A 24,382-nucleotide genomic window follows, 5' to 3' on the forward strand; every position below is an offset into this window, starting at 1 on the left:
TCTTCGTCACAACGCTCACGACGCGACGGGTCGACGCTTGTATCGTGCGGGAAAGGAACGGAAGTGAATCCGCAGTTCGAACCGATCCGAGTCGCAAGGCCTTCCTCGCGTTGAATTGCGCGGTCTTCGGGAAAATCTACGCCTGTCGAGAGAATCCGAAAAATATATTTAAAAAATGCTTTGCATCAGGTTTGGCTATGCAGACATGTACATGAATAAGGCACCTCGGTCCGAAGCCACTTGCACCGGACGCTGACGGCGCGTTTCGATCAAGTTGCGCGGTGAACGCGCAAGCCTGGGCGCGCCGGGGCCATCATTGGACAAAGGCAAAAGCCGGGACGGTGCGGGCAATCGCGCCAGGCGCGCGGGTTTCGCGAAAGCGCGGCGGCACGGCAATGGTCGCGCAGCGCCGGCCGGCCAGGACGGAAAGCCAACTAGGCCGGCTCGCGCGCGGCGCTCGCTGCCTGAGCTCGGCCGCGCAGCCAGTTGATACTGGTGAAGAGCAGAAGCGCGAACACGATCAGCACGGTGGCGACGGCGAGAATCGACGGATCGATCTGATCGCGAATGCCGCTCCACATTTGCCGGGGCACGGTGCGCTGGTCCGGCCCGCCGATGAACAGGATCACGATCACCTCGTCGAACGAGGTCGCGAACGCGAACACGCCGCCCGTCGCGACGGCGGGCAGGATCAACGGCAGCGTCACGCGCCGAAAGGTAGTCCACGGTGCGGCGCCAAGATTGGCGGCCGCGCGCAACAGGCTCTGATCGAACGACAGCAGGGACGCCGTCACCGTGATCACCACGAACGGCGTGCCGAGCGCCGCATGCGCGAGGATCACGCCCGGATACGAATTGACCAGCCCAAGCGGCGCGAAGATCAGATAGAAACCGGCCGCGACCACGACGATCGGGATGATCATCGGCGAAATCAGGAGCGGCATGATCAGCGAACGGAACGGGAAGTCGTCCCGTGCGAGGCCGATGGCGGCGAGTGTGCCGAGACCGGTCGCAATCGCGGTCGATGCGCAGCCGATCGCGATGCTGTTCATAAACGCACGCTGCCAGTCCGGGCTGCCGAATGCCTGCGCATACCAGCGCAGCGAGAAGCCGTCCATCGGATACGAGAAGTACGCCCCCGAGTTGAACGACAGCGGAATGATCACGAGGATCGGCGCGACCAGAAAGAACAGCACGAGCGCGCAATGAATGCGCACCCATGCGGTAGCAACGCGCGTCGACGGAAGACTGTTGGGATTGACGGACACGGGGCGCTCCAGTGACGTCAGGCGTCAGCCGAATCGGAGCCGGTCGATGCCGACGAGCCGGTTGAAGATGAAATAGAACACGGCGGTGAAGATCACGAGATACGCGGACAACGCACCCGCAAGACCCCAGTTCAGTTGGTCGTTGGTTTGCGACGCGATCAACTGGCTGATCATCTCGTCACCGGCGCCGCCGAGCAGCGCCGGCGTGATGTAATAACCGAGCGCCAGCACGAACACGAGAAAGCAGCCGGCGCCGATGCCGGGCAGCGTCTGCGGCACATACACGCGGAAGAACGCCACCACCGGGTGGGCACCGAGCGACTGCGCGGCGCGCATGTAGATCGGCGGCACGCTTTTCATCACCGAGTAGATCGCGAGAATCATGTAGGGCAGCAGTACGTGAGTCATGCCGATCAGCACGCCGGCACGATTGAAGATGAGTTGCATCGGATGATCGACCACATGCAGTGCGAGCAGCACGCGATTGATCACGCCGCCCGGTTGCAGCAGCACGTACCACGCCGTCGTGCGCACGAGCAGCGAGGTCCAGAACGGCACGATCACGAACAGCATCAGGCGGTTGCCCTGTTTCGCCGGCAGATTGGCGAGCAGCCACGACACCGGATACGCGAACAGCAGGCACAGCAGCGTGACGGTTGCGCTGATCGACACCGTGCGCACGAACGCCGTGCGATACACCGCGCCGCTCGCGGGCACGCCATGAATCGCGCCCGCGGGGGAAACCTGTGCGTCCACGCCGTTCAGCAAATAGTCGGGCGTCCAGCGCGACGATGCGCGTTTCAGCAGGCGCCACGTTTCGGGCTCGCCCCAGCGGTCATCGGCAGCGAGCAGGACCGGTTTCCAGGCCGTGACGACGTCCTGAGCCCGCACCGCTCGGGCCGACTTCAGCAGCAGGCTGCGGAATTCCGGCTGGTAGAAGTTCATCCGGCGCGCCACGTTGCCGAGCGTGCCGGCGTCGGACGCGCTTTTCAGCGCGGTGGCGAGCGCTGCGAAGGCGGAATCGCCCGGCAAGCCCCGGCCGTCCCATTGACGCAGCGTTTGCGCGAAAGCCGGCATGGCATCGGACAGCTCCGGATTGCGCACGCTGCGCGCGAGCAGCGAGGCGATCGGCGCGATGAACGTCGCGAGCAGGAACACGAGGAGAGGCAGCGTCAGCAGCAGCGCGCGCATCGCCGCCTTGCGCCGCGCCTGGCGGAATTTGGCGGCGCGCGCGCCGGCGAGCGCCGGCCCGGCTGCCGTCACGGGGGGCATGCTTGAGTCGTTCATCGGAACTCCAGGGCGACGCGGCCCGGCTGGAACGCGTCGCGCAAAACCACTACGACTTCGATGAGATTCGGCTTACTGGCTGAGCCACGTCTGGAAGCGCTTGTTCAGCGTATCGCCGTTGTCGGCCCAGAAGTTCGCGTCGATCTGAATCGGGCGCTTGAAGTTCGCAGGCGCGGTCGGCAGGTCGGCAAGGCGGGTCTTGTCGATCAGTTGCAGCGAGGCCTTGCGCGGAGGCGCATAAGCGATGTACTTCGACAGGTCGGCGAATGCCTGCGGCTGCGACGACGCGGCGATGAATTGCTTGGCGAGCGCTGCGTGCTTCGCGCCCTTCGGCACACCCCACCATTCGTAGTCGTACACCTGCGCGTCCCAGACGGTCTTGAACGGCTTCTTGTCCTTGTGAACGGCGCTGTCGATCCGGCCGTTGTAGGCCTGCACCATGGTCACCGCGCCGTCCGCGAGCAGTTGCGGCGCCTGCGCACCGGCTTCCCACCAGACGATGCTCGACTTGATCGTATCGAGCTTCTTGAATGCACGGTCGACTCCGGCAGGCGTGACCAGCGCCTTGTAGACGTCGGCCGGTGCCAGGCCGTCGGCAATCAGCGCCCATTCGAGCGTGACCTTCGGCGATTTCCTGAGGCCGCGCTTGCCGGGGAATTTCTTCAGATCGAAAAAGTCGGCGATCGTGGTCGGCGCAGTCTTCAGCTTCGACGCGTCATAAGCGTAGATGGTCGACCAGACCATCGCGGCAACTGAACAATCTCGCAGCGCGCCGGGCAGGAAATCCGCGGTATTGCCGATCGTCTTGCTGTCGAATTTCTCGAGTAGACCTTCGTCGCATGCATTGATCGCGTCGTTGGTCTCCATGTCGATCAGGTCCCAGGTCGGATTCTTCGCCTGTTCCATGGCCTGCAGCTTCGCGAGACCGCCGTCGTAGGACTCGGTTTCGAATTTCGTACCGGTCTTCGCAGTGAACGGATCGAACCACGCTTGACGCGCGGCCGTCTCATAGGCGCCGCCAAACGTGACGACGGACAGCGTGTCCGCTGCATGAGCGGTGGCGGGCAGCGCGGCAAGCGCGATCACGACCGCCGCGGTGCGGCGAAGAACGGCGTAGTGGGGGTTTTTCATTTTCAGACTCCAGCGGCGAAGGGCACGGCAACGGGTGGAACGGGTAAGCGAACGGCGGAACTGGAGACCCGGGCGACCGCCGACGACAGCACCTTGCAATCGTCGTAACGCCACACGATCGTAGCTGCGGCGCCGATCGGCGGCAGCGCGACGAGACGCGTGTTCGACACCTTGACGACCATCGTGGCGTCGCCGCCGAGCTTGAGCAGCACCCGATGATGATCGCCGCAGTACACGATGTCGCGCACCGTCGCGGCGAGTGCGTTCACGTCCGCGGGCAGGTTGGTCGCACCGGCGGCGAGCACCTGCGCTCGCTCGGGACGCAACGCGAGCGTCCCGGCGTCACCGGACTCGACATGGCTGCCGCGGCGCCCGCGGATCGTCATGCCGGTGGCGAGCACGAGCGTGGCGAGTTCGCCGTCGAGCGCGCCGACCCGCCCGGTCAAACCGTTGTTCTCGCCGACGAAGTTCGCGACAAACGCGTTCTGGGCGTTCTCGTACAGCTCGGTCGGCGTCGCTGCCTGCTGGATGCGACCGTCCGAGAAAACCGCGACGCGATCCGACATCGTCAATGCTTCGTTCTGGTCGTGCGTCACGTAGACGACGGTCAGCGACAGCTCGCGATGTAGCCGCATGATTTCGTATTGCATCGTTTCGCGCAGCCGCTTGTCGAGCGCGCCGAGCGGCTCGTCCATCAGAACGACGCGCGGCTCGAACACCAGCGCGCGCGCCAGCGCGACGCGCTGCTGCTGGCCGCCCGACAACTGCGCCGGACGACGCGATGCAAGATGCGACAGCTCGACCATGTCGAGCGCGCGCTTCACCCGCGCCTTGCGTTCGTCGCGCGGGGCCTTGCGCACCGAAAGCGGAAACGCGACGTTCTCCGCGATCGTCAGATGCGGAAACAGCGCGTAGTTCTGGAACACCATGCCGATGTCGCGCAGGTGCGGCGGCTTGTCGTCGAGGCGGCGGCCGTCGAGCAGGATGGTGCCGTCGGTCGGTGTTTCGAAGCCGGCGAGCATCATCAGGGTCGTCGTCTTGCCGGAGCCGGACGGCCCCAGCAGCGACACGAATTCACCCTGATCGATGTCGAGATCGAGTCCGTCGACGACCGCATGCCGGCCGTCGTAAGACTTGCTGACGCCGACGAACGAAATGTAGGGTTGACTGGCCATCGAAAGATTCAATGAGATGATGTGTCGGACTGCGTCGCGATCCGGCGACGTTTCAGGTTGCCACGCGCGACGCGAGATAACGTGCGAAGTCGTAATTCGGCCGCTCCAGGTGACTCAGATGGCCGGGTTTCGCGAGCGGTGCGTGCACGCCGCGGAACACTGCCTCGACACCGCGCCGGTCTTCGAGATTGACTTCGTCGAGCAGTGTCTTCAGCGTTGCCATGTATCCGGCTGCCTGCGGATCGTCGATGAATTCCGGCGACAAGCCGCCGCCGAAGCGGATGTGCACGCGATCGACGCCCAACGGTTGCAGGACCAGATACCAGAAATAGCCCGGTGTCAGCGTGACGAGATGGGTCGGGTAGATCGCGAGCAGGGCAGTCGTCTTGCGCCACTGGCCTTGCAGACGGGTGTTGTTTGGATGGGCGTTGCCGATCGGCAGCGATGCTTCCTTCGTGATCCAGTGATAGTTGAAGGCCGGCCGCCCCGGCGGACACTCCATCTCGTCGAGCTTCGAATGCGGGCCCACCGTCGCGCGATGCAGCATCGGCAGGTGGTAGCTTTCCATGAAGTTTTCCGCGAGGATCTTCCAGTTCGTGTTCCACACGTGTTCCTCGTGGAAGGTCTCGACATAGGACGACATATCGTAGTCGGCGATCAGCTCGTCGAGTTCCTTCAACTGCGTCGCGACGGGCGGAGCGTCGTGATCGAGCGTGACGTAAATCCAGCCTTGCCAGATCTCGCAGCGCACCTGCGGCAGCCTGTAGGTGTCCTTGCAGAAACCGTCCTGCCTGTCCATCATCGGTGCGCCCCGCAGATCGCCGTCGAGCGAATAGTTCCATGCATGGTATGGACAGACGATCCGGCGCACATTGCCGCGACCTTCGAGCAGCGTCGACATCCGATGCAGGCAGACATTCGACATCGCGCGCAGCGTGCCGTCCTCGCGGCGGATCACGATGATCGGCTGATCGGCGATCTCGGCGGTCAGGAAGTCGCCCGGATTCGGCAGCGCTGTCGCACGCCCCATGCACAGCCATTCGTTGCGGAAGATCGTTTGCTGTTCGCGCTCGAGAAATTCCGGCGATGTGTAGACCGCCGGCGGCATCGCGCGGGCATCGCCAAAGTCGCGTTCACAATTGCCCTTCAGATCGCGCACGATCGCGTCGACAGCCTGACGTGCTGCGGGAATGGTGCTCATCCTGGCTCCGAAACAAGGACACTGATCAAGTGACGAGCAATTTAGCAAGTCAAAATCCAAGACCAACTATTCTTTTCGGATGTGACTGCCAGTTTTTTCCTATTCAGCTGGCGTTGCCTGGATGTGCACTTCAGGTATGTAGGTCTCGCAGAATTGCGCGAAGCGCGTGACCAGCTGGCGCGGCTTCATGTAGCGGGACATCGCGATGCCGAGGGTGATCGACGTGACGTCGTCGCGAAACGGCCGGATGGCAAAGTTTGAACCGTCGACCGTGCTGGTCGAACGAAGCGGGAAATTCAGAATGCTGAAGCCAAGACCGTTGGCCACCATGCCGCGCACGACTTCCGGCTGCGACGAGCGGAACGTCGGCGACGGGCGTCGGCCGAGCGGATCGAACAGTCCGGCGAAATACTCGCGGCTGTGCGGCAGATCGAGCAGAACATAGGGCTCGTTGAGCAGATCGGCGAGCGCAACCTTCTTGCTGCGCGTGAGCCGGTGTCCGAGCGGCAGGATCGCATATGGCGGCAACGTGACGAGCGGCGTGAACGCAATGTCTTCGGTCAGGTCGAGGCTGTAGGTGAGCGCCATGTCCAGCGTGCCGTTGGTCAATGCCTGCAGCAGATCGTCCTGGTTGGCCTCGATGGTGCGAAAGCCGATACCGCCGTGCTCGGTGACGAAGCGGCTCATGATCGCCGGCATCAGCGGCGGCGCAAGCGAGACGAGGCAACCGAGCGCAATCGTGCCCGTCATGCCGCCGTCCATTTCACGCGCCATCGTCTGCAGTTCCTCCGCGTTTTTCAGCAGGTTGCGCACCTGGCCGAGCACGTCGCGTCCCGCTGGCGTCAAGGACACACCGCTCGCGCGATGGCGAATGAACAGCTGGATGCCGAATGACGATTCCAGCTCGCCTATCGAGGTCGAGATCGACGGTTGCGAGATGTGCAGCTGACGTGCCGCCGCGGTAAACGACAAGGTTTCGGCGGTGACGACGAAGTAGCGCAACTGGCGCAGCGAATACCGCAATGCAATGTTTTCCATGAAGCAGGGCTCGCACAGGATTCAATCGGGAACGGTCCGCTTGACGGGACGTGCCGCTCATTTTGCATAGCCAAAAACATTGATATTGGAGTCTTTCATAATTTTTTGCTTTGCGCTTTTATGCCGACGATTTATCGGGTTCCGCTTCTTTCGGGCAATGCACTTTATCGGGGGGAAGAATGAATCGTGTTGGTGCGGCGCGCGTCAAAATCGTGCAATTCGCGTGTGCGCTGCCCTGGAAGCCCATGGTCCGATTTTTTGCGATCGACGTGGCGAACGGCCACTGTGATCCATTGGCATGCCTCGGCTACACGGGCTTCATAGATAAAAGCTTCCGTGTGGATCGGAAAACAATATTTTCGCCGACAAATTGTCCACGTAGATTCAGCTGACGGCGGCGGATGCGCTCGGCCAAGGGCCGATCTGGCGAACGTCCGGCATTTCATCCCATCATTTCGACCTCGACTGGAGTACGACAGATGAAACGATTCAAACCCTGGACTTCCCTGCTCGTGGCATTGACGCTGGCGGCAGGCAGCGTGGCCGCGCATGCGGACAGCATGCTCGATCGCGTCAAGCAGCGCGGCGAGCTCGTCGTCGGCACCGAGATGCAGTTCGCGCCGTTTGATTTTCTGGAGAACGGCCAGCAGGCTGGCTTCAACAAGGACCTGTTCGCGGCGGTCGGGCAGATCGTCGGCGTCAAGGTGCGTTTCGTCGATCTGCCGTGGGAAAGCGTGCTGCCGGGTCTCGACGCCGGCAAGTTCGATATGGTTGCAGGTCCGCTGACCGTAACGAAGGCACGGATGGAGCGCTATGCGTTCTCGCTGCCGATCGCCGAGGCTACCGACGCGCTGCTCAAACGCGCGAGCGACGGAAGCTTGAAAATATCGGCCGATATCGCCGGCAAGGTGGTGGGGGCGGGCAAGGGCAGTGCGCAGCTCGAACAGCTGAAGAGCTACGCGGCGACGTTGCCGAAGCCGCCGACGATCCGCGAATATGTCGACAACAACCAGGCGTATGCGGATCTCGCGGCCGGACGCCTCGCCGCCGTCGCGAACTCGCTGACCAACGTCGCCTATGTCGCGAAGCAGCGCCCGGCCGTGTTCTCCGTCGTGCAACCCGCCTTCGGCACGAAAGTCTATTTCGCCTATGCGCTGCGCAAGGATGCCGACAGCACGTCACTGGCCAGCGCATTCAATGGGGCGCTCGTCACGCTGGACAAGAATGGCACACTCGCCACGCTGCAGCGCAAGTGGTTCGGTGTCGCGACGGCGCTGCCGGCCGAGATGCCGACGCCAAACTACTGAGCGCAACGCCATGTTCAGTCTGACCACCTTCATTGACGGCTTGCCGCTCTTGTTTCGCGCAGCGTCGATGACGCTCGAAGTCTCGGCGGCGGGGCTGGTGCTCGGCTTCTTCATCGGTCTCGTGATCTGCTGCGGCCGTCTTGCGCCGCAAGCGGCGATCCGCGCCGCGGCGGGGGCATACGTACGCGTGTTTCGCGGTGTGCCGCTGCTGGTGCAGTTGCTGCTCGTCTACTACGTCCTGCCGTTCGTCGGGCTCAACGTATCGCCGGTGACGGCCGCCGTCAGCGCCGTGTCGCTGTGCTCGGCGTCCTACATCGCGGAAATCCTGCGGGGCGGATTCGTGAACCTGCCGCGCGGCCAGATCGAGGCTGCGACGATGCTGGGCCTGTCGGCGAAGGATCGGTTGTGGCGGATCCAGGTGCCGCAGGCGGTGCGGATGACGCTGCCGTCGCTCGTCAACGAAATGGTATTGCTGATCAAGGCATCGTCGTTGATCTCGGTGGTCGGCGTGGCTGAAATCACGCGCACCGCGCAGAACATCGCTGCCAGCACGTATCAGCCTCTCGAAGCGTATGTGGCGGCCGGCATGATCTATTTCCTGCTGTGCGGTGCGCTCGCGTTGATCGCGCACGGTGCGGAGCGGCGCCTGCGGGCCGCATGAACGGGCCCTAATCCTTGCCGGAGCTTTCGATGCTGACTTTCAATCCCCATGTGATCACGAATAACCTTCCGCAGATCGGCGCGGGGCTCGCGACGACGGTGGGCGCCTGGGTCGCGAGCACGCTGGCGGGTGCAGCGATCGGCTTTGGCTGCGCGCTTGCCCAGCAGGCGTGCGGCCGCTATGTACGCGCGGCGATTCGCGTTTATATCGAGCTGTTCCGAGGCACGCCGTTTCTCGTGCAACTGTTTTTGCTGTATTACGGCGGCCCGTCGTTCGGCCTGACGTTCGATCCGTTGACGGCGGGCGTGGTGGGTCTCGCACTCTATGCCGGTGCCTATTTCACCGAGGCGTTCCGCTCCGGCTTCGAGGCGGTGCCGCGCGGCCATGTCGAAGCGGCTTCGTGCCTCGGCATGACATGGTGGCAAACGACCTTTCGTGTGCAATTGCCGGAGATGACGGTACTGATCCTGCCGGCGCTGACCAACCTGACGATCGTGCTGAGCAAAGAGACCGCTGTGTTGTCGATCGTCACGGTTCCCGAGCTGACGTTCGTGCTGACCGGGATCGGCTCCGCGAGCTTTGCCTTCGTCGAGACATTGCTTGCGCTGTCCGTCTGTTATCTGCTCCTGGTCGAAATGTCGACCTGGGCCGGCACCGCAGTCGAGCGCCGCGTCGCGCGCCGGCTCGCCTGATGCTGTTCGCGGCGGCTCATAGTCGCCGGTTGAATACGGATGACCGACCTCGCCGATGAAAGCGAGGTCGATTTCGTTTTGACTGGCGATCCCCGTGCCACCATGGAGCCACGTCGCGTGGTCGCTGTACCGGCACCGCCGCTACGACGGCAGCGACGCGCACGCGTGGCTGCGCGGCCGCATCGTCGAGGTCGCGCAAGTGCTCGAGCGGCATGGCGTCGTGGCGGAGGCCTGGGCGGGGCACGCGGCTCAGCCTACGACGAGCAGCGGCGGCAGCGTCGCGACGTCGGGCTGCTCGTCGAGCCGCCACAGGTAATCGAGCGCCGCGCGGATCTGCGTCGGGCTCCAGTGCCGCCGGCAGTTCTTCGCGAACTTCGCCTCGTAGTCGTCGCGCCGCATCGGCCGCGTCGGCGAGCCGGGCAGCTCGTCCACCTGCTTCGCGCAGGTCGTGCCGTCTTCGCACACGGCCGTCACCCGGTTCGGCGCCTGCGCCGGATAGCGGGCGGTCAGCGCCGGGTCCTCCTGCACCGTGACCCGCTCGATCAGCGCGCGCAGCGCCGGATCGTGCAGCGCGTCGTGCCGGTAGCTCTCGGTCGTGATGTCACCGTCGAGCATCGCGCGCGCGACGATGTACGGCAGGCTGTGATCGGCGGTCTCGTGGGTCGACGGCGCCCATTTTTCGCGGTCGCGGCCGGCCGTCACGTAGCCGACCGCGGTGGTGTGGATCTCGATGCGTCGGATGCGGCGCAGGTCGCCGACCTGCGCGGCGACGTCGAGCGCGGCCGGAATCGCGGTTTGGGTGAGTCCTTGCGCGGGATAGAACTTCACGAAGCACTTGCCGATCCGGAACGCACCGTCGCGCCCGCCGAATTCGCGCGTATCGACGGCGAACGGCCCGGACACCTGCGGAAAGAACCCCGCCATGCCTTCGAAGATCGGCGCGGGGCCGGTCAGCCCGGCGCGCGCGAGCTGCGTCGAGAACACCGCGTTGCGCGCCGCGTCCGCATCGGCGAGCGCCTTCCAGTTCGACAGCTGCTGGACGCGCGTCTGGTTCAGCGCGAGATGGCTGTTGATCGACAGGTTGACCGCCTGCACCAGTTGCGGCGCGGGCATGCGCATCAGCTTGCCGGCGGCGAGCGCGACGGCGGGCAGGCTGTAGCACGTGTGGTCCCAGCCGCGCGGGCTGATCGCGGCGGCATCCATCAGCCGGCACGCGATCTCGTACGCGATCGCGATCGACAGGATCAGGTCGCGGCCGCTCGCATGCTGCGCTTCGGCGACGGCGAGGCACGCGGACATGTTGTCGCTCGGATGGCCGGTTTCCTTGCCGGCGTACGCGTCGTTGAAATCGTAGTAGCGCAGCGCGGTGCCGGTCGCGAACGCGGCGAGATCGGGGCTCGTGCGTCGGTTCGTGCCGACGATCGTCGACACGCCCTCCGGCGACGCGAGCGCCGCGTCGCGCGCGATCCGCACCGGGCGTTCGTCGTGCGCGGCGATCGCGCAGCCGAGCGCGTCGATCAGATGCGCCTTGATCGTCTCGATCGTCGCGGCGTCGAGGTCGCGATACTGCAGCCCGGCCGCGTAGTCGGCGAGCTGTTGCGCGAGATCGGGGCGGCCGGCGGTCGCCGGCAGCGAGCCGGCGCGGGCACGGGCGAGTGGTAGCGCGAGCGCGGCGCAGGTCAGCGTGGAAAGGAAGTGGCGGCGGTTCATGATTTGAAGACTCCGAAGGTTCCTGAAAGGGCGCGAGAGGCGGGCTCAGAACAGCTTGCGCAGGCCGAGCGCCACGCCCGCGCTGCCGGCGCGGTCGGCGGCCAGCGTGTAGTGGAGGAAGTTGTAGTTGTAGTTGTCGAAATCGAGCGCGGCGCGGCGCGCGTAGCCGCCCGCGAGGTACAGCGTGACGGATTTCGACAGCAAGTAGTTCAGCTGCAGCGTGACCTGCTGCGGGTTGGCCGGGTGCGGTGCGCTCGCCTGCGCGTCCGGCGGATTCTGCGCACGGATGTCCTCGTAATAGAACGCGCCGAGCGCCTGCAGGTAAGGGGTGATCATGTAGCGCACGCCGGCCCACCAGAACGTGTAGTTCGTCACGACCGACCGCGTGGCGACGCCGCTTTGTCCGTGCGTGACGCCGGCCAGCAGCTGCGCGCGGTCGACGGACACGATCGCGGCGGCGGCGTAGCGGCGAAAATGCGCGAAGCCGCCAGGCTGCGGCGTGTTGACGTTGTCGAATGCGGCGGCGAACGAGAATGCGGCGCCGGCATAATCGAAGCCGGCGCCGTAAGCGGCATTCGACTGGAACGCGCCGGGCGTGCCGCCGAACGAATAGTGCGTTTCGAGCGTCAGCGAGCCGATCTTCGCCAGGTACTTGGCGACGTTGTTCTCGCGGAAGTTGACACCGACGATCGCGCCGGCCGGCTCGTACAGCGTCGAGTACGCGCCCGTCGGCGAATAGCGCTCCATGACGTCGAACAGCGTCGAATACTGGTGGCCGAGCCGCAGCGTGCCCCAGCGCTCGTGCTGCAGCCCGATCCACGCGGAGCGGTCGAAGCCGCCCGCGCCGGTGCCGGTACCGTTGTTCAGGTTGATGCCGCTTTCGAGCCGGAATGCGGCCTGCCAGCCGCCGCCGAGATCCTCGACGCCCTTCAGGCCCCAGCGCGAGCCGCTCTTGCCGCCCGACGCCATCCGCACGAGCGATGCCGACGACTTGTCGCCGGGCGCGGCCTGGTGGGTGAGGAATTCCGTATAGATGTCGGCCACGCCGTACAGCGTGATCGTGCTTTGCGCGCAGGCGCCGGCCGATACGAGGCCCAGTCCGCACAATGCGGACATTCGCTTGCGCATGGCTAGTCTCCTTCGAGGGTTTGTTGTTTGTTTGATTGCGGCGCCGCGCTGGTCGAGCGGCGCGGCGGTGCCGCGGGCGGCGCTATCCGGGCCGGGCGGCGAACCGGCTGCGTCGCGGCGGGACGCACGCGCGACGTGCGCATGTGCCGGGGTGAAGCACGGCGATGCAGGGCGGCGCGTGCATCACCGGGGCGCGCCGTCGTCACGCGCCTGCACGGCCGCGTGACGCGCGAGCACGCGCTTCGCGCGGGCGACGCCGGGCGCGTCGACCATCCTGCCGTCGACGCGCAGCGCGCCGCGCCCGTTCGCGCACGCGTCGTCGTAGGCGGCCAGCACCGCATTCGCGTCGCGCACCGCGTCTTCGTCGGGACGGAACGCGCGGTTGAGCGCGCCGACCTGCAGCGGATGGATGCAGGTCGCGCCCGCATAGCCGAGCTCCGCGGACGCGCGCGCGACGCGCTCGAACGCGTCGAGATCGCGTAGCTCGTCGAGGCCGCCGATGAGGCCGAGCGGCAGGACGCCGGCGGCGCGCGCGGCGATGATCAGCAGTTGCTTCGGCACGCGCAGCACGTCGGCGCTCGCGGCGCTTTCGCAGTTCAGCGCGAAGTCGCCGCCGCCCAGCATCATCGCGACGACGCGCGGCGATGCCTGCGCGATCCGGTCCATCGCCTGGAACGCGCGCGGCGTTTCGACGATCGCGACGATCCGCGTGCGGCCCGGCTGCGCGCCGCTTTCCTCTTCGAGCGCGGCCAGCAGTTCGTCGATCGCCTCGACGTGCGAGCCGCCGCGCACCTTCGGCAGCACGACGCCGTCCACGCCGGCCCGGACGGCCGCGCGCAGGTCGGGCACCAGCAGGTCGAGCGGGCCGTTGGCGCGCACCAGCACGTCGCGGCCCGGCGCGCGCAACGCCGGCACGGCATCGGCCAGCCCGTCGCGGGCGGCCTCCTTGCATGCTGGCGGGACGCTGTCCTCGAGATCGAGGATCAGGGCGTCGGCGTCGCTCGCGGCAGCCGAAGCGACGAAACGGGGGACGTGGGCGGGGACGTACAGCAGCGAGCGCCAGACCGGTTGAGACGAGAATTCCATCGATGATCCACGAAAATGAAAGTCGCTTTCATTTTTGTGGCGGATGCTGGCATTCGTCAAGATTATCGTTAACGCCTAGTTTTCAAGGGGATTTTCAGAAATGACGAGCGAGTGAATCTGTGTTGATTCATGTTGCTGTCGTCGACGATCTGCGTATAATGAAAGCAACTTTCATTTTTAGATGCCGGCCGTCGCAGCACGACTCTGCCGGCATCGCACGAGGTGGACATGAGCAAGATGGAGACAAGCAATCCCGCAGAGGGCGGCGTGGCCGCGGTCAACCGCGCGCTGACCGCGCTGCTGGCGTTCGGCAACGCGCCCGGCGGGCTGATGCTCGCGCAGGTCAGCGAGGAAACGGGGCTCAACATGAGCACGCTGTTGCGGATGTTCGAGTCGCTCGAGCAGTTCCGCTTCATCAAGCGCCTGCCGGATGGGCGCTACGTGCTGGGGCCCGCCGTGTTCCAGCTCGGGATGATGTATCGCGAGTCGTTTCAGCTTCGCGAGTACGTGATGCCGATCCTGTCGACGCTGTCGGCGGAAACCGGTGAGACGGCCGCGTTCTACGTGCGCGAAGGGGATCAGCGTGTGTGCCTGTTCCGCATCCAGGCGCAGCGCTCGGTGCGCACGCACCTGCGCGAAGGCGACCGCTTTCCGCTCGACGTCGGCGCGGCCGGGCGCGTGCTGCTCGCGTTCAGCGGCACGCGCGGCGGCGACTACGAGAAGACGGCCGAGCAGGGCTACGCGGTATCGATCGCCGAGCGCGACCCGGAAAGCGCGGCGATCGCGTGCCCGGCGTTCGGCGTCGGACGCGTGCTGAGCGGCGCGGTCTCGCTCGGCGTGCCGCGCTATCGCTTCAACAAGAAGGTGCTGGCCGACTACCTGCCGCGCGTGCAGGCGGCCGCCGCCGAGCTGACGCGTGCGCTGGGCGGCGATCTGCCCGCCGCGGGCGCGGCGTTTCGCGCAGCCGACCAGCTCGGCGCGCTGCTCGAGTAGCGCCGGCGCGCGGCCGAGCGCGCGCACTTCGAAGTCCGCATCGAACGACTCACCCACCAACCAGGAGACCAGCATGTTCGTTCCCGACCCGCAGGCCGCTCACGCGGCCGGCGCGCGCCGTCGCGCGTCCACCGGCCCGATCCATCCGAAACCGTTCGACGCCGGCGCGCGGGGGCCGCTCGCGGGCGTGCGCGTCGTCGATCTGTCGCGCCTGATGGCGGGCAACATGCTGAGCGTGCAGCTCGCCGATTTCGGGGCGGATGTCGTCAAGGTCGAGAGCGAGCGCGGCGATACGCTGCGCGCGGTCGGCGCGGGCGGGATCAGCACGAACTGGAAGGTGTACGGACGCAACAAGCGCAGCGTGTGCGTCGACCTGCGCGCGCCCGAGGGGATCGACATCGTCCGCCGGCTGGTGCGCGACGCGGACGTGTTCGTCGAGAGCTTCAAGCCCGGCGTCGCCGAGAAGATGGGGCTCGGCCCGGACGACCTGCTCGCGATCCGTCCCGAGCTGGTGATCGCGCGGATCTCCGGCTGGGGGCAGACGGGGCCGTACCGCCACAAGCCGGGCTTCGGCACGCTCGCGGAAGGGTATGCGGGGTTCGCGGCGATCAACGGCTTCGCCGATCGCGAGCCGGTGTTGCCGCCGATGTTCCTCGGCGACATGACGGCCGGGTTGTCCGGCGCGATCGCCGTGCTGGTCGCGCTGCATGCGCGCGCCGCGCACGGCGCGGCGGGGCAGGTGATCGACGTGTCGCTGTTCGAGCCGCTGCTGTCGATCCTCGGGCCGGCTGCAGCGAACTACGTGATGACCGGCGAGATCAAGGCGCGCACCGGCAGCCGCTCGTCGAACACCGCGCCGCGCAACGCGTATCGCACGCGCGACGGCAAGTGGCTGTGCCTGTCGAGCTCGACGCAGGCGATGGCCGAGCGGCTGTTCCGCGCGATCGGCCGAGCGGACCTGATCGACGATCCGCGCTACGCGACCAACGTGCAGCGCGTGCAGCACGCGGAGGCGCTCGATGCGATCGTCGGCGAATTCATCGCCGTGCGCGATCTCGACGCCAATCTCGCGTTCTTCGAGGAAGCCGGCGTGACGGTCGGGCCGATCCAGGACATCGCGCAGATCGTTCAGGATCACTACGTGATCGAGCGCGAGGCGCTCGTCGAGCTGCCGGACGACGACGTCGGCAGCCTGCCGATGCACAACATCACGCCGCGCCTGTCGGCCACGCCCGGCGCGTTCCGCCGGCCTGCACCAGCACTCGGCGAGAACAATCGCGAGATCCTGCTGCCGCTGCTCGGCGAACGCGAATACGAGCGGCTCGCCGGGCTGGGCGTGATCCGCACGCGCTAGGCGCGCCGTGCGAGGCGGCCGCGAACGACGGCCGCCGCACCCTGGACATTGCATGGAGGAGACACCATGAAGCCACGCTGGACCCATCGGCCGCCCGGCTCGAACTGGGGGGATTTCGGCCCTGACGATCAGAAAGGGCGCTTGAACTGGCTGACGCCCGACGCGGTGCTGCGCGGCGTCGCGGAGGTGCGTGAAGGCCGCGTGTTCTCGCTGAGCCTGCCGCTCGACGTGCCGCGCGGAGGCGGGCTGAACGCGCGGCGCCGGCCGCCGGCGATCATGCCGGCGCTGCACGGCGACAAGCCGTACTTCGGCTATCGGGCTGACGAACAGGTTGCCAACGCAACCGATGTGGTTTGCGACGATTCGTTCTGCATGCACTCGCAGTTCTCGACGCAGTGGGATGCACTGTCGCACGTCGGCTCGCTGTTCGATCCCGCGGGCAACGGCGAGCGCGCCCGCGTGTTCTACAACGGCTACCGGATGGACGAGCACATCCGGGTGCCCGAAGCGGGTGCGCCGCGCGGCGGTGCGCGCGCGCTCGGCATCGAGGTGATGGCGCAAACCGGCGTGCAGGGGCGCGGCGTGATGGTCGACCTGCGCCGCCACTTCGGCGACGAGCGGCGCAAGATCGGCTACGCGGAATGGATGTCGGTACTGCGCGCGGACGATGTGGTCGTCGAGCGCGGCGACATCGTATGCGTGCATACGGGCTTCGCCGATCGCCTGATCGAAGCCGACGCGCTCGGCGAGCCCGCCGCGCCGGACGTGTGCTGCGTGCTCGACGGCAACGATCCGCGCCTGCTCGAATGGGTCGACGCATCGGGGCTCGCCGCGCTCGCGGCGGACAACCATGCGGTCGAGGAGCGCCCGCGCCATGCGTCGGCGCGCGAGCGGCCCGGCGCGCTGATGCCGCTGCACGAGCTGTGCCTGTTCAAGCTCGGCATCCATCTCGGCGAGCTGTGGCATCTGACGCCGCTCGCCGACTGGCTGCGCGCGCATCGGCGCAACCGCTTCCTGCTGACCGCGCCGCCGCTGCACCTGCGCGGGCTCGTCGGGTCGCCGGTCAATCCGGTCGCCACCGTATGAACGCCGGCGCCGCGCGCACCCGCGCCGGCGCCCTGTCCGCCGCTTCGCGCAGACCGCGCGGGCGGATCACCGAGGAATCGCCATGTCCCATTCCCATGCGGCGTCGATCGCCGCGCGCATCGACCGCCTGCCCGCGACGGCCAGCATCTGGACGCTCGTGATGTTCCTGAGCGTCGGCGGTTTTTTCGAGATCTACGACCTGTTCCAGATGACCTACCTGCCGCCCGGGCTGATCCGCGACGGCATCTTTCACGCGGGCTCGCACGGCGTGCTCGGCATGTCGGACCAGGGCGCACTCGGCGCGGCGACGTTCGCCGGGCTGTTTGTCGGCGAGATGTTCGTGTCGCGCCTCGCGGACCGCATCGGACGGCGCGCGCTGTTCACCGGTGCGCTGCTGCTCTACACGGCGGCAAGCCTTGCGATGTGCGTGCAGACGCACGCGCTCGCCATTCTCGTGTGCCGCTTCGTCGCGGGCTGCGGCATCGGTGCGGAGCTGATCACGATCGGCGCGTTCCTGACCGAGCTGGTGCCGAAAGCAGTGCGCGGGCGTGCGTTCGCGCTGTGCTTCGCGATCGGCTATCTCGCGATGCCGGTGCTCGCGCTGGTGTCGTGGCTATGGGTGCCGCGCGATCCGCTCGGGGTGTCCGGGTGGCGCTGGGTCGTGCTGCTCGGCGGCAGCGGCGCGGTCGTCGTCTGGTGGCTGCAGTCGCGGCTGCCGGAGTCGCCGCGCTGGCTTGCCAGCACCGGCCGCGAGGCCGACGCCGAAGCCGTGCTCCAGCGGCTCGAGCAGGCGGTCGAGCGGGAATCCGGCCGGCCGCTGCCCGCTGTCCGGATGCCGGCCGTCGCAACGCCGGCCGCGCGGCGCGCGCCGTCGATGTGGGATGCGCGGCATCGCGGCCGCACGGCGATGCTGATCGTATTCAACGCGTTCCTGAGCATCGGCTTCTTCGGCTTCAGCCAGTGGCTGCCGACGCTGCTGGCCGCGCAGGGCGCGAGCGTCACGAAGAGCCTCTGGTATGCGTTCGTGATCGCGTTCGCGTATCCGGTGTCGCCGTTCGTTGCCGGCGTGCTCGCTGACCGCATCGAGCGCAAGTGGCTGATCGTCGCGTCGGCGTTCGGCGTCGCGCTGTTCGGCACCGCGTTCGCGATGTCGGCGCAGGCACCATTCGTGATCGCGTTCGGCCTGTTCGTCACGCTGTCCAACACGGTGCTCGCGAGCAACGGCACCGCGTACCAGTCGGAAGTGTTTCCGACCGAGATCCGCGGGCGCGCGCTCGGCTTCGTGCATTCGATCGGCCGCCTGACCGGAATCGCGAGCAGTTTCATCGTCGCGCTGCTGCTCGAGCGCGCCGGGGTGTCCGCAGTGTTCGTGCTGATCGGCGGCAGCATGCTGATCGTGATGGTGTCGATCGGTGTGTTCGGGCCGTACACCAACAACCGGGCGCTGGACGAGATCACCGGCCGCAGCGACGATGGCGCCGAGAACGCGGCGGCGGTGCGCGGGCTCGCCGCATTGCCGACTCGGCGTGTCGATGGGCGGCATAAAGGAGCCGGGGATGGGGCGGTGTAACGGCACCGGCAGCAACGGGGGCAAGGCGCGGATTCGAACGGTTTCAAGACGGCAGACACCGTCGGCGTAGTCGATCGAGCGTCGCCGCGTCGTGACAGGATTGCCCGGTTCAAAAACGCATCGCAAGGCAATGCCACTTATCCCGGGAGCCGGAATTCGCGTCCATCACGAATCTCCGGCTCAATCTGGATGCACGTGATTCCATGCTCACCGGCGAAGCCTGAAGCGGCAGCGCGCCTGCCGGTATTCGTGCCGTGACACCGAGACGCGAATCACGCAGATTCGCCGGATCTGCCCCGATCGTAGAACATCGCGAACAATTCGGATTGCGATCCGACACCCAGCTTCGCGTAAATGTGCTTCTTGTGCGCACGCACGGTCTCGAACGAAATCGACAGCTTTTCCCCGATCGCGCGTGACGAAAATCCGCTCAATGACAGCATCGCGACTTCGATTTCGCGCGTGGTCAACGCGCCGCGCCCGCTCTTTCCGGTCAGCATCCCGAAGCGCGCCTGCGGGTCGGGCGCTTCGCCTTCGGTCACGCGCGGCGCATCCTTGATCGCGAACGTCTCGAAGCGCAAGCGCTGCTGCATCAACGACAGGACCCAGGGCGTGTACAGCGTGAGCAACGCAATCTCGCGATCGTCGTACTTGCTCGTCTTGCCGAGCGAAAAGCCCAATGTGTGATCGCGATCGATCATGACGTTGAAATGCACTTCGTCGCCGACGATGTTTTTCCTGAAGTACCGCTGGTAGTACTCGGTCATCCGGAAATTGTCCGGCGCGACGTCGGCGAGCGTGTAGAAGCCCGACGCCTGCGTTTCGAACGCGGCGAGATAGAACGGATCGAGTTGATAGAGGGCGGCCAGATAGTCCTGAAACATCAGGTCGATCTTGCCGTCGGGCATGGCCTGCTCGGCAAGCACGAGAGGCGGCGCGGCGCGCGCGAAACGCAGCGCGACCCAGTTGTCGAACTCGAGATGCCGCTCGAGCACACGCGTGAGGCGTGCCCAGAAATGCGGGCCATCGAGGGCGTCGATGGCCGAGCCAATCTCCCGATGAAAAGCGAGATCTCGCCATTCGAAGTCCATCGTGTGCTCCGGTGAGGGTAACCCTGGCGGGGAATTTCAGGTCAAAAATAATAACCCGATAATCGGCCTCGCTTCGACAGGCAGGGGTACACGGCCTGTTTCGCTCGACCGCGCGTCGTATCAGAAGGGCAGGGCAGACGACGCGCCGATGAAAGGCTATTGGAAGGAGACGGTTTTCATGCAGGTAGAACTCGCGCAACTCTCGCTGATCGACGGCGACGTCGCGCACAACACGCGCAAGGTGATCGACACGATCGGGCGCGTCGACGTGGCAGGCGGCACGAAACTGATCGTGTTCCCCGAGACGACGTTGTCGGGCTTTCCGACCCGCGACAATGTCGCCGAAGTCGCACAGACGCTCGATGGCCCCGGATTATCCGCGGTACGCGACGCGGCACGACAAAAGGGCGTCGCTGTCGCCGCGGGCCTCGCCGAGCGCGACGGCAACCGGTTTTACAACACCACGGTACTTGTCGACGAGCAGGGCGACATTGTGCTGCGCTATCGCAAGACGCATCTGTGGGCATCGGATGTCGGTGTCTTCACGCCGGGTGACCGCTTCGCGACGTGCATCTGGAACGGCCTGACGGTCGGTCTGCTGATCTGCTACGACATCGAATTTCCCGAAACGGCGCGAGCCGTCGGCGCGCTCGATGCCGATCTGCTGATCGTCACGAACGGCAACATGGACCCGTTCGGCCCGGTGCATCGCCGCGCGATCGCGGCACGCGCGATGGAAAACCAGATGTTCGCGGTGATGGTGAACCGTTGCGGGGCCGGCGACGACAATCTGACGTTCGCAGGCCTTTCCGCGCTCGTCGATCCGTTCGGCGAAACCGCGCTGGAACTGGGCAGGGACGAGGCGGTCGTGCAGGCGAACCTCGATCTCACGCGTCTCGAAGCGAGCCGCGAACACTACAACTACCTGCACGACACACGCGTGGCGCTTGATCTCGCGCCGCTCGAGCAGTCGGACGGCCATCGCGCATTCATGATCGAAGCGCGTGGTCAGCGCGGCGAATAATCCGGTTTCGCAGTCCGTTCACGGCATCGCGCGGGCGTCATGCGTCGCCCGGGCGTGCCCGTTCAATCGAAATGTCGGCCGAAGGCACACAGGCATTCGCATCGGCCCCGAAGGTCCAGGAGATAACATGCAAGCGTCGTCATCCCATGAATCGCCGAGCCTGAAGCGCACGCTCGGCCTGCCGTCCGTGCTGCTGTTCGGCCTCGCCTATATGGCGCCGCTGATCGTCTACGGTACCTACGGCGTGCTCGCCAAGGCCAGCGACGACACGGCCGCGCTCGCCTATCTGCTTGCGCTGATCGCCATCGCGTTCACCGCGCTCAGCTACGGCAAGCTCGCCAGGCTCTATCCGACTGCAGGTTCAGCCTATACGTACACGCGCAAGACGTTCAACCCGCACCTCGGCTTCATGATCGGCTGGGCGACGCTGCTCGACTATTTCTTCCTGCCGATGGTGATCTGGTTGATCGGCGCTGCATATCTGAACGCCGCCTTTCCACATGTGCCGACCTGGATCTGGATCGTCGCGTTCATCGTATTGACGAGCGGCTTGAACATCGTCGGTATCGAACTGGCTGCGCGCTTCAATATCGTGCTGATGATCGTGCAGCTCGCGATCGTCGTGATGTTCGTGGCGCTGTGCTGGCACTACGCGTCAGCCGCGGCCGGGCCGGGCGGCATCGCGATGGCGGAGCCGTTCTTCAAGCCGCACGTGCCGTTCGGCGCGACGATGGCGGGCGCCGCGATCGCTGCGTATTCGTACCTCGGCTTCGACGCGGTGTCGACGCTGACCGAGGAAACGATCGAGCCGAAAAAGAACATGCCGCGTGCGATCTTGCTGATTGCGCTGATCGGTGGGGCGATCTTCGTGATAGCGGCATACACGATGCAGCTCGCGCACCCGGGCGTCGAATTCAAGGACACGGATTCAGCCGCGTTCGAGGTCGCGAAGATGATCGGCGGCGATGTGTTCGTCACCGTATTCCTCGCGGGTCTGATCCTCGCCCAATTCGCGTCGGGGATTTCCGCGCAAGCGAGCGTCGGCCGGCTGCTCTATGCGATGGGTCGCGACGAAATCCTGCCGAAACGCGTATTCGGATTCATTCACCCGCGCTTCAAGACACCGGCGATCAACATCGCGCTGGCGGGCGTGGTCGGCCTGATCGCGCTGAAGCTGGACGTCGCCACGTCGACGTCGTTCATCAACTTCGGCGCGTTCCTTGCCTTTACGGCCGTCAATCTGTGCGTGATTCGCCTGTATCTGTCGGGCAATCATGGCGAGCGCCGGATCGGGGTGTTCGGCGGGCTCGTGTTCCCGGTGATCGGCGCGGTGTCCGATATCTGGCTGCTCGTGAGTCTCGAGAAGGCGGCACTGGTCCTCGGCATCGCGTGGTTCGTGCTCGGGCTGGTATATCTGTGCTGGATTACGCGGCTGTTTCGTCAGGCGCCGCCGGAAGTGGCGATTTGATCGAGGTGAGGCGGGCTGCAGTGCGGTTGCTATGCGCGGATGCTTCGCGTCCCTTCCAGCGTCGGCGATCCTACAGTGCTTGCTTCAGGTGACCATTGCGAGGCAATAATAGTGCAGGTTCGCGTTCTGAGGAGATCGAATGCCGAAATCGTTCCCGCGCTTCACCCTCAAAGTGGCGCTTCAGCACATCGATCCGCCCGTCTGGCGTCAGATCGAAGTCGAAGGAACTGAATCGCTGCGCAAGCTGCATCACATTCTGCAAGCAGCTTTCGGATGGGAAGACACGCATCTTCACGACTTCCTGATCGATGGCATGACCTACGCCATGTTCGAGATCGATGATGTGGTGGACTTTGCTGACTCGGGCACGACTGCAGATGACCGAAAGGTTCGTCTGCAGGCGGTCCTGAAGCCAGGTTCGCGCTTCGTTTACCGATACGACTTCGGGGACGGCTGGAATCACAGCGTCGTCGTCGAGAAGATGGAAACGATCGAGGGCCAACCTTGGGGAGAAGCCCAAGTCATTGGCGGCGCCCGTGCTTGTCCGCCGGAGGACGTTGGCGGTCCATCCGGCTATGAGGCGTTCCTGAATACGCTATCCAACGATCCGGACAGTGAAAAGGCAGAGCGTTACCGAAACTGGATCGGGTCCGGCTTCGACGCGGAATTGTTCGATTTGCGCGCTGCCAATGCAGCGCTGTTGCGCATGGCTTCCAACCGTTGGGGCAATCGGTAACTCAAACTGCGTCAAGACTCTGGACGGCATGAAGACGAGCTGATGGACTTCATGACTCTAACGAGACCGCAGTATGCCGATAGAACCTTAGTGTTGCGCTGAAGCGGCTGATCTTCGGCGCGGGACGCAACACCGCCAAATGCACCAGTGTCGTAGCCATTTCAAGATGTCGTGGCGCCAGCTAAATAGAAATGTCCGGTTTTGAGGTTGGGGTTAGGGTTGGTTTCGCTGCCTGTTTGTCCTGGTTTATTCGTTACGCCGTGTCGAAGGCGGGCGTCTGAACGGGCAGGGCGCTTGCGTCGGATCCACTGTCCCTTGCAGACCGACGGCCAGGTTTGCGGGGTTGCGGTTGCGCCTGCCTGTGCTCAGCCAAATCCACAATCACTTGCTCGACGTCCGCCTGCACGAACTCGCGCTGCTTCTTCTTGCCCGGCTGAGGTTTGTTTCGATCGGTCTTGGTCGAATCGCCCCGGTTTGTTCGGGATGGGGCTTTACCGATGCGGCTGTTATCGCGTTGCGCCTGAATCGCCTGAGCGACCTGCAATACGTGACTCAGGCGCTTGTGTTCGACGACTGCGGCTTGATCGATCTCGGCGAGCCGATCGTACTGCCTGCAGGGCAACACCTGACCCTCCGTCCGGAGCTCGATGCGCCCGTCCGGGTACTCCCACACGTCGATGTAGCGGTGAATCAGCTTCCGGTTCTCTGGGGTGTCGTCCAGCAGGTACATCACCCGGTCGTACTGCACCGTCAGCGACTTCGTCACTTTCCGCAGTTCGCGCCACGTAAGCGTCAACTCAAGGCTCTCGTCGTCCCGCAGTGGCCGATGAGCGTCGAAACTGCTCTTCGGTGGCTTCGCGAAACGTGCGTTGTAGGCCGCCATGAAGGAGGGTGCATAGGCGTTCGCCTCGGCCACCGTGCTGATCCCGCGCAGCCGCAGTTCCTTGACCAGCCGGTCCTGCAGCGTCAGGTGCGCACGCTCGACCCGCCCCTTGGCCGGGCTGCTGTTTGCGCAAAACGTGTCGATGTTCAGCTCGTACATCGCGCGGCCGAAATGCGTCACCCGATTGCCAGTCGTGCCCGGGTTGACGTTGCGAAACACGCTGTACTTGTCGCTGTACAACGCCATCGGCTTGCCGTGACGCTCCAGATACGCGCGCGTCGCCTCGAAGTAGCTGAAGGTCGACTCGGTCGCCGTGAAATGCAGCATCATCAACCGGCTCGTCGCATCGTCCACGTATACCAGCAGCGTGCAGGCTGGCGCCCGATCCTCGAACCAGCGGTGGTCGCTACCGTCGATCTGGATCAGTTCGCCCAGGCACGCGCGTCGTGCCCGTGGCTGGTAGACCTTCGGCGGCCGCTGCCGGCGCGGCACC

Annotated in this window: 22 protein-coding genes; 11 read left to right on the top strand and 11 right to left on the bottom strand. The window is 65.3% G+C overall.

From position 1 onward, the window contains the following. Positions 1-434: 434 nt before the first annotated feature. The 6 genes from DIE02_RS22690 to DIE02_RS22715 all read right to left on the bottom strand — a co-directional run bounded on the left by DIE02_RS22690 (position 435) and on the right by DIE02_RS22715 (position 7,100). On the bottom strand, positions 435-1,268 hold the full coding sequence (locus DIE02_RS22690; RefSeq protein WP_124484785.1) for an ABC transporter permease: 834 nt from the start codon (positions 1,266-1,268) through the stop codon (positions 435-437). Between the two features lie 24 nt (positions 1,269-1,292). After that, on the bottom strand, positions 1,293-2,540 hold the full coding sequence (locus tag DIE02_RS22695) for an ABC transporter permease (RefSeq protein ID WP_124485063.1): 1,248 nt from the start codon (positions 2,538-2,540) through the stop codon (positions 1,293-1,295). An 87-nt stretch (positions 2,541-2,627) separates the two neighbouring features. Next, positions 2,628-3,686 (bottom strand): ABC transporter substrate-binding protein, encoded by a 1,059-nt coding sequence (locus tag DIE02_RS22700; protein ID WP_124484786.1) that lies wholly within the window; start codon positions 3,684-3,686, stop codon positions 2,628-2,630. A 2-nt stretch (positions 3,687-3,688) separates the two neighbouring features. Continuing rightward, positions 3,689-4,861 carry an ABC transporter ATP-binding protein gene (locus DIE02_RS22705; RefSeq protein ID WP_124484787.1) on the bottom strand — a complete coding sequence of 391 codons (1,173 nt, stop codon included), beginning with the start codon at positions 4,859-4,861 and terminating at the stop codon, positions 3,689-3,691. 52 nt (positions 4,862-4,913) lie between these two features. Beyond that, complete coding sequence (locus tag DIE02_RS22710; protein WP_124484788.1) at positions 4,914-6,062, bottom strand: aromatic ring-hydroxylating dioxygenase subunit alpha; 1,149 nt, start codon at positions 6,060-6,062, stop codon at positions 4,914-4,916. Between the two features lie 99 nt (positions 6,063-6,161). Then, positions 6,162-7,100 carry a LysR family transcriptional regulator gene (locus DIE02_RS22715; RefSeq protein WP_124484789.1) on the bottom strand — a complete coding sequence of 313 codons (939 nt, stop codon included), beginning with the start codon at positions 7,098-7,100 and terminating at the stop codon, positions 6,162-6,164. A gap of 479 nt (positions 7,101-7,579) precedes the next feature. On the opposite strand from DIE02_RS22715, the gene DIE02_RS22720 reads away from it, so the two are divergent. The 4 genes from DIE02_RS22720 (at position 7,580) to DIE02_RS35615 (ending at position 10,076) form a co-directional block, all read left to right on the top strand. Next, entirely contained in the window at positions 7,580-8,407 is an 828-nt protein-coding gene (locus tag DIE02_RS22720; protein WP_124484790.1) for a transporter substrate-binding domain-containing protein, read from the top strand. 10 nt (positions 8,408-8,417) lie between these two features. Continuing rightward, positions 8,418-9,068, top strand: a complete 651-nt coding sequence (locus DIE02_RS22725; RefSeq protein ID WP_124484791.1) for an amino acid ABC transporter permease — start codon at positions 8,418-8,420, stop codon at positions 9,066-9,068. A 29-nt stretch (positions 9,069-9,097) separates the two neighbouring features. Further along, positions 9,098-9,760 (top strand): amino acid ABC transporter permease, encoded by a 663-nt coding sequence (locus DIE02_RS22730; RefSeq protein WP_124484792.1) that lies wholly within the window; start codon positions 9,098-9,100, stop codon positions 9,758-9,760. Between the two features lie 94 nt (positions 9,761-9,854). Next, the gene (locus tag DIE02_RS35615; RefSeq protein ID WP_185500288.1) at positions 9,855-10,076 is read left to right on the top strand and encodes a hypothetical protein; all 222 of its coding nucleotides are present in this window, start codon (positions 9,855-9,857) and stop codon (positions 10,074-10,076) included. Here the strand turns inward: DIE02_RS35615 and DIE02_RS22740 are convergent. The 3 genes from DIE02_RS22740 to DIE02_RS22750 all read right to left on the bottom strand — a co-directional run bounded on the left by DIE02_RS22740 (position 10,010) and on the right by DIE02_RS22750 (position 13,684). Further along, complete coding sequence (locus DIE02_RS22740; protein WP_124484793.1) at positions 10,010-11,470, bottom strand: MmgE/PrpD family protein; 1,461 nt, start codon at positions 11,468-11,470, stop codon at positions 10,010-10,012. The genes DIE02_RS35615 and DIE02_RS22740 overlap by 67 nt on opposite strands. Before the next feature lie 45 nt (positions 11,471-11,515). After that, positions 11,516-12,598, bottom strand: a complete 1,083-nt coding sequence (locus DIE02_RS22745; protein WP_124529783.1) for a porin — start codon at positions 12,596-12,598, stop codon at positions 11,516-11,518. Between the two features lie 183 nt (positions 12,599-12,781). Beyond that, positions 12,782-13,684, bottom strand: coding sequence for a CoA ester lyase (locus tag DIE02_RS22750; RefSeq protein ID WP_124484795.1), 903 nt, complete (start codon positions 13,682-13,684; stop codon positions 12,782-12,784). A gap of 228 nt (positions 13,685-13,912) precedes the next feature. Between DIE02_RS22750 and DIE02_RS22755 the strand changes: the two genes are divergently transcribed. From DIE02_RS22755 to DIE02_RS22770, 4 genes are all read left to right on the top strand, one after another. Next, on the top strand, positions 13,913-14,677 hold the full coding sequence (locus DIE02_RS22755) for an IclR family transcriptional regulator (protein WP_185702647.1): 765 nt from the start codon (positions 13,913-13,915) through the stop codon (positions 14,675-14,677). Positions 14,678-14,750: 73 nt separating this feature from the next. After that, on the top strand, positions 14,751-16,031 hold the full coding sequence (locus DIE02_RS22760; protein WP_124484796.1) for a CaiB/BaiF CoA-transferase family protein: 1,281 nt from the start codon (positions 14,751-14,753) through the stop codon (positions 16,029-16,031). Between the two features lie 66 nt (positions 16,032-16,097). Further along, complete coding sequence (locus DIE02_RS22765; protein WP_124484797.1) at positions 16,098-17,117, top strand: cyclase family protein; 1,020 nt, start codon at positions 16,098-16,100, stop codon at positions 17,115-17,117. Positions 17,118-17,199: 82 nt separating this feature from the next. Next, the gene (locus DIE02_RS22770) at positions 17,200-18,687 is read left to right on the top strand and encodes an MFS transporter (protein WP_124484798.1); all 1,488 of its coding nucleotides are present in this window, start codon (positions 17,200-17,202) and stop codon (positions 18,685-18,687) included. Positions 18,688-18,959: 272 nt separating this feature from the next. On the opposite strand, the gene DIE02_RS22775 is transcribed toward DIE02_RS22770, so the two are convergent. Next, on the bottom strand, positions 18,960-19,778 hold the full coding sequence (locus tag DIE02_RS22775) for a response regulator transcription factor (RefSeq protein WP_124484799.1): 819 nt from the start codon (positions 19,776-19,778) through the stop codon (positions 18,960-18,962). A 178-nt stretch (positions 19,779-19,956) separates the two neighbouring features. On the opposite strand from DIE02_RS22775, the gene DIE02_RS22780 reads away from it, so the two are divergent. The 3 genes from DIE02_RS22780 to DIE02_RS22790 all read left to right on the top strand — a co-directional run bounded on the left by DIE02_RS22780 (position 19,957) and on the right by DIE02_RS22790 (position 23,006). Then, on the top strand, positions 19,957-20,802 hold the full coding sequence (locus tag DIE02_RS22780; RefSeq protein WP_124484800.1) for a carbon-nitrogen hydrolase family protein: 846 nt from the start codon (positions 19,957-19,959) through the stop codon (positions 20,800-20,802). Between the two features lie 127 nt (positions 20,803-20,929). Then, a complete protein-coding gene (locus tag DIE02_RS22785; RefSeq protein WP_124484801.1) occupies positions 20,930-22,270 on the top strand; it encodes an APC family permease in 1,341 nt (446 codons plus the stop codon). A 139-nt stretch (positions 22,271-22,409) separates the two neighbouring features. Next, on the top strand, positions 22,410-23,006 hold the full coding sequence (locus tag DIE02_RS22790; RefSeq protein ID WP_124484802.1) for a plasmid pRiA4b ORF-3 family protein: 597 nt from the start codon (positions 22,410-22,412) through the stop codon (positions 23,004-23,006). 253 nt (positions 23,007-23,259) lie between these two features. Here the strand turns inward: DIE02_RS22790 and DIE02_RS22795 are convergent. Beyond that, the coding region (locus DIE02_RS22795) for an ISNCY family transposase (RefSeq protein ID WP_124529785.1) at positions 23,260-24,382 on the bottom strand (1,123 nt) is incomplete at its 5' end.

The sequence above is a fragment of the Burkholderia sp. Bp8991 genome, assembly GCF_003853795.1.
GTDB lineage: Bacteria > Pseudomonadota > Gammaproteobacteria > Burkholderiales > Burkholderiaceae > Burkholderia.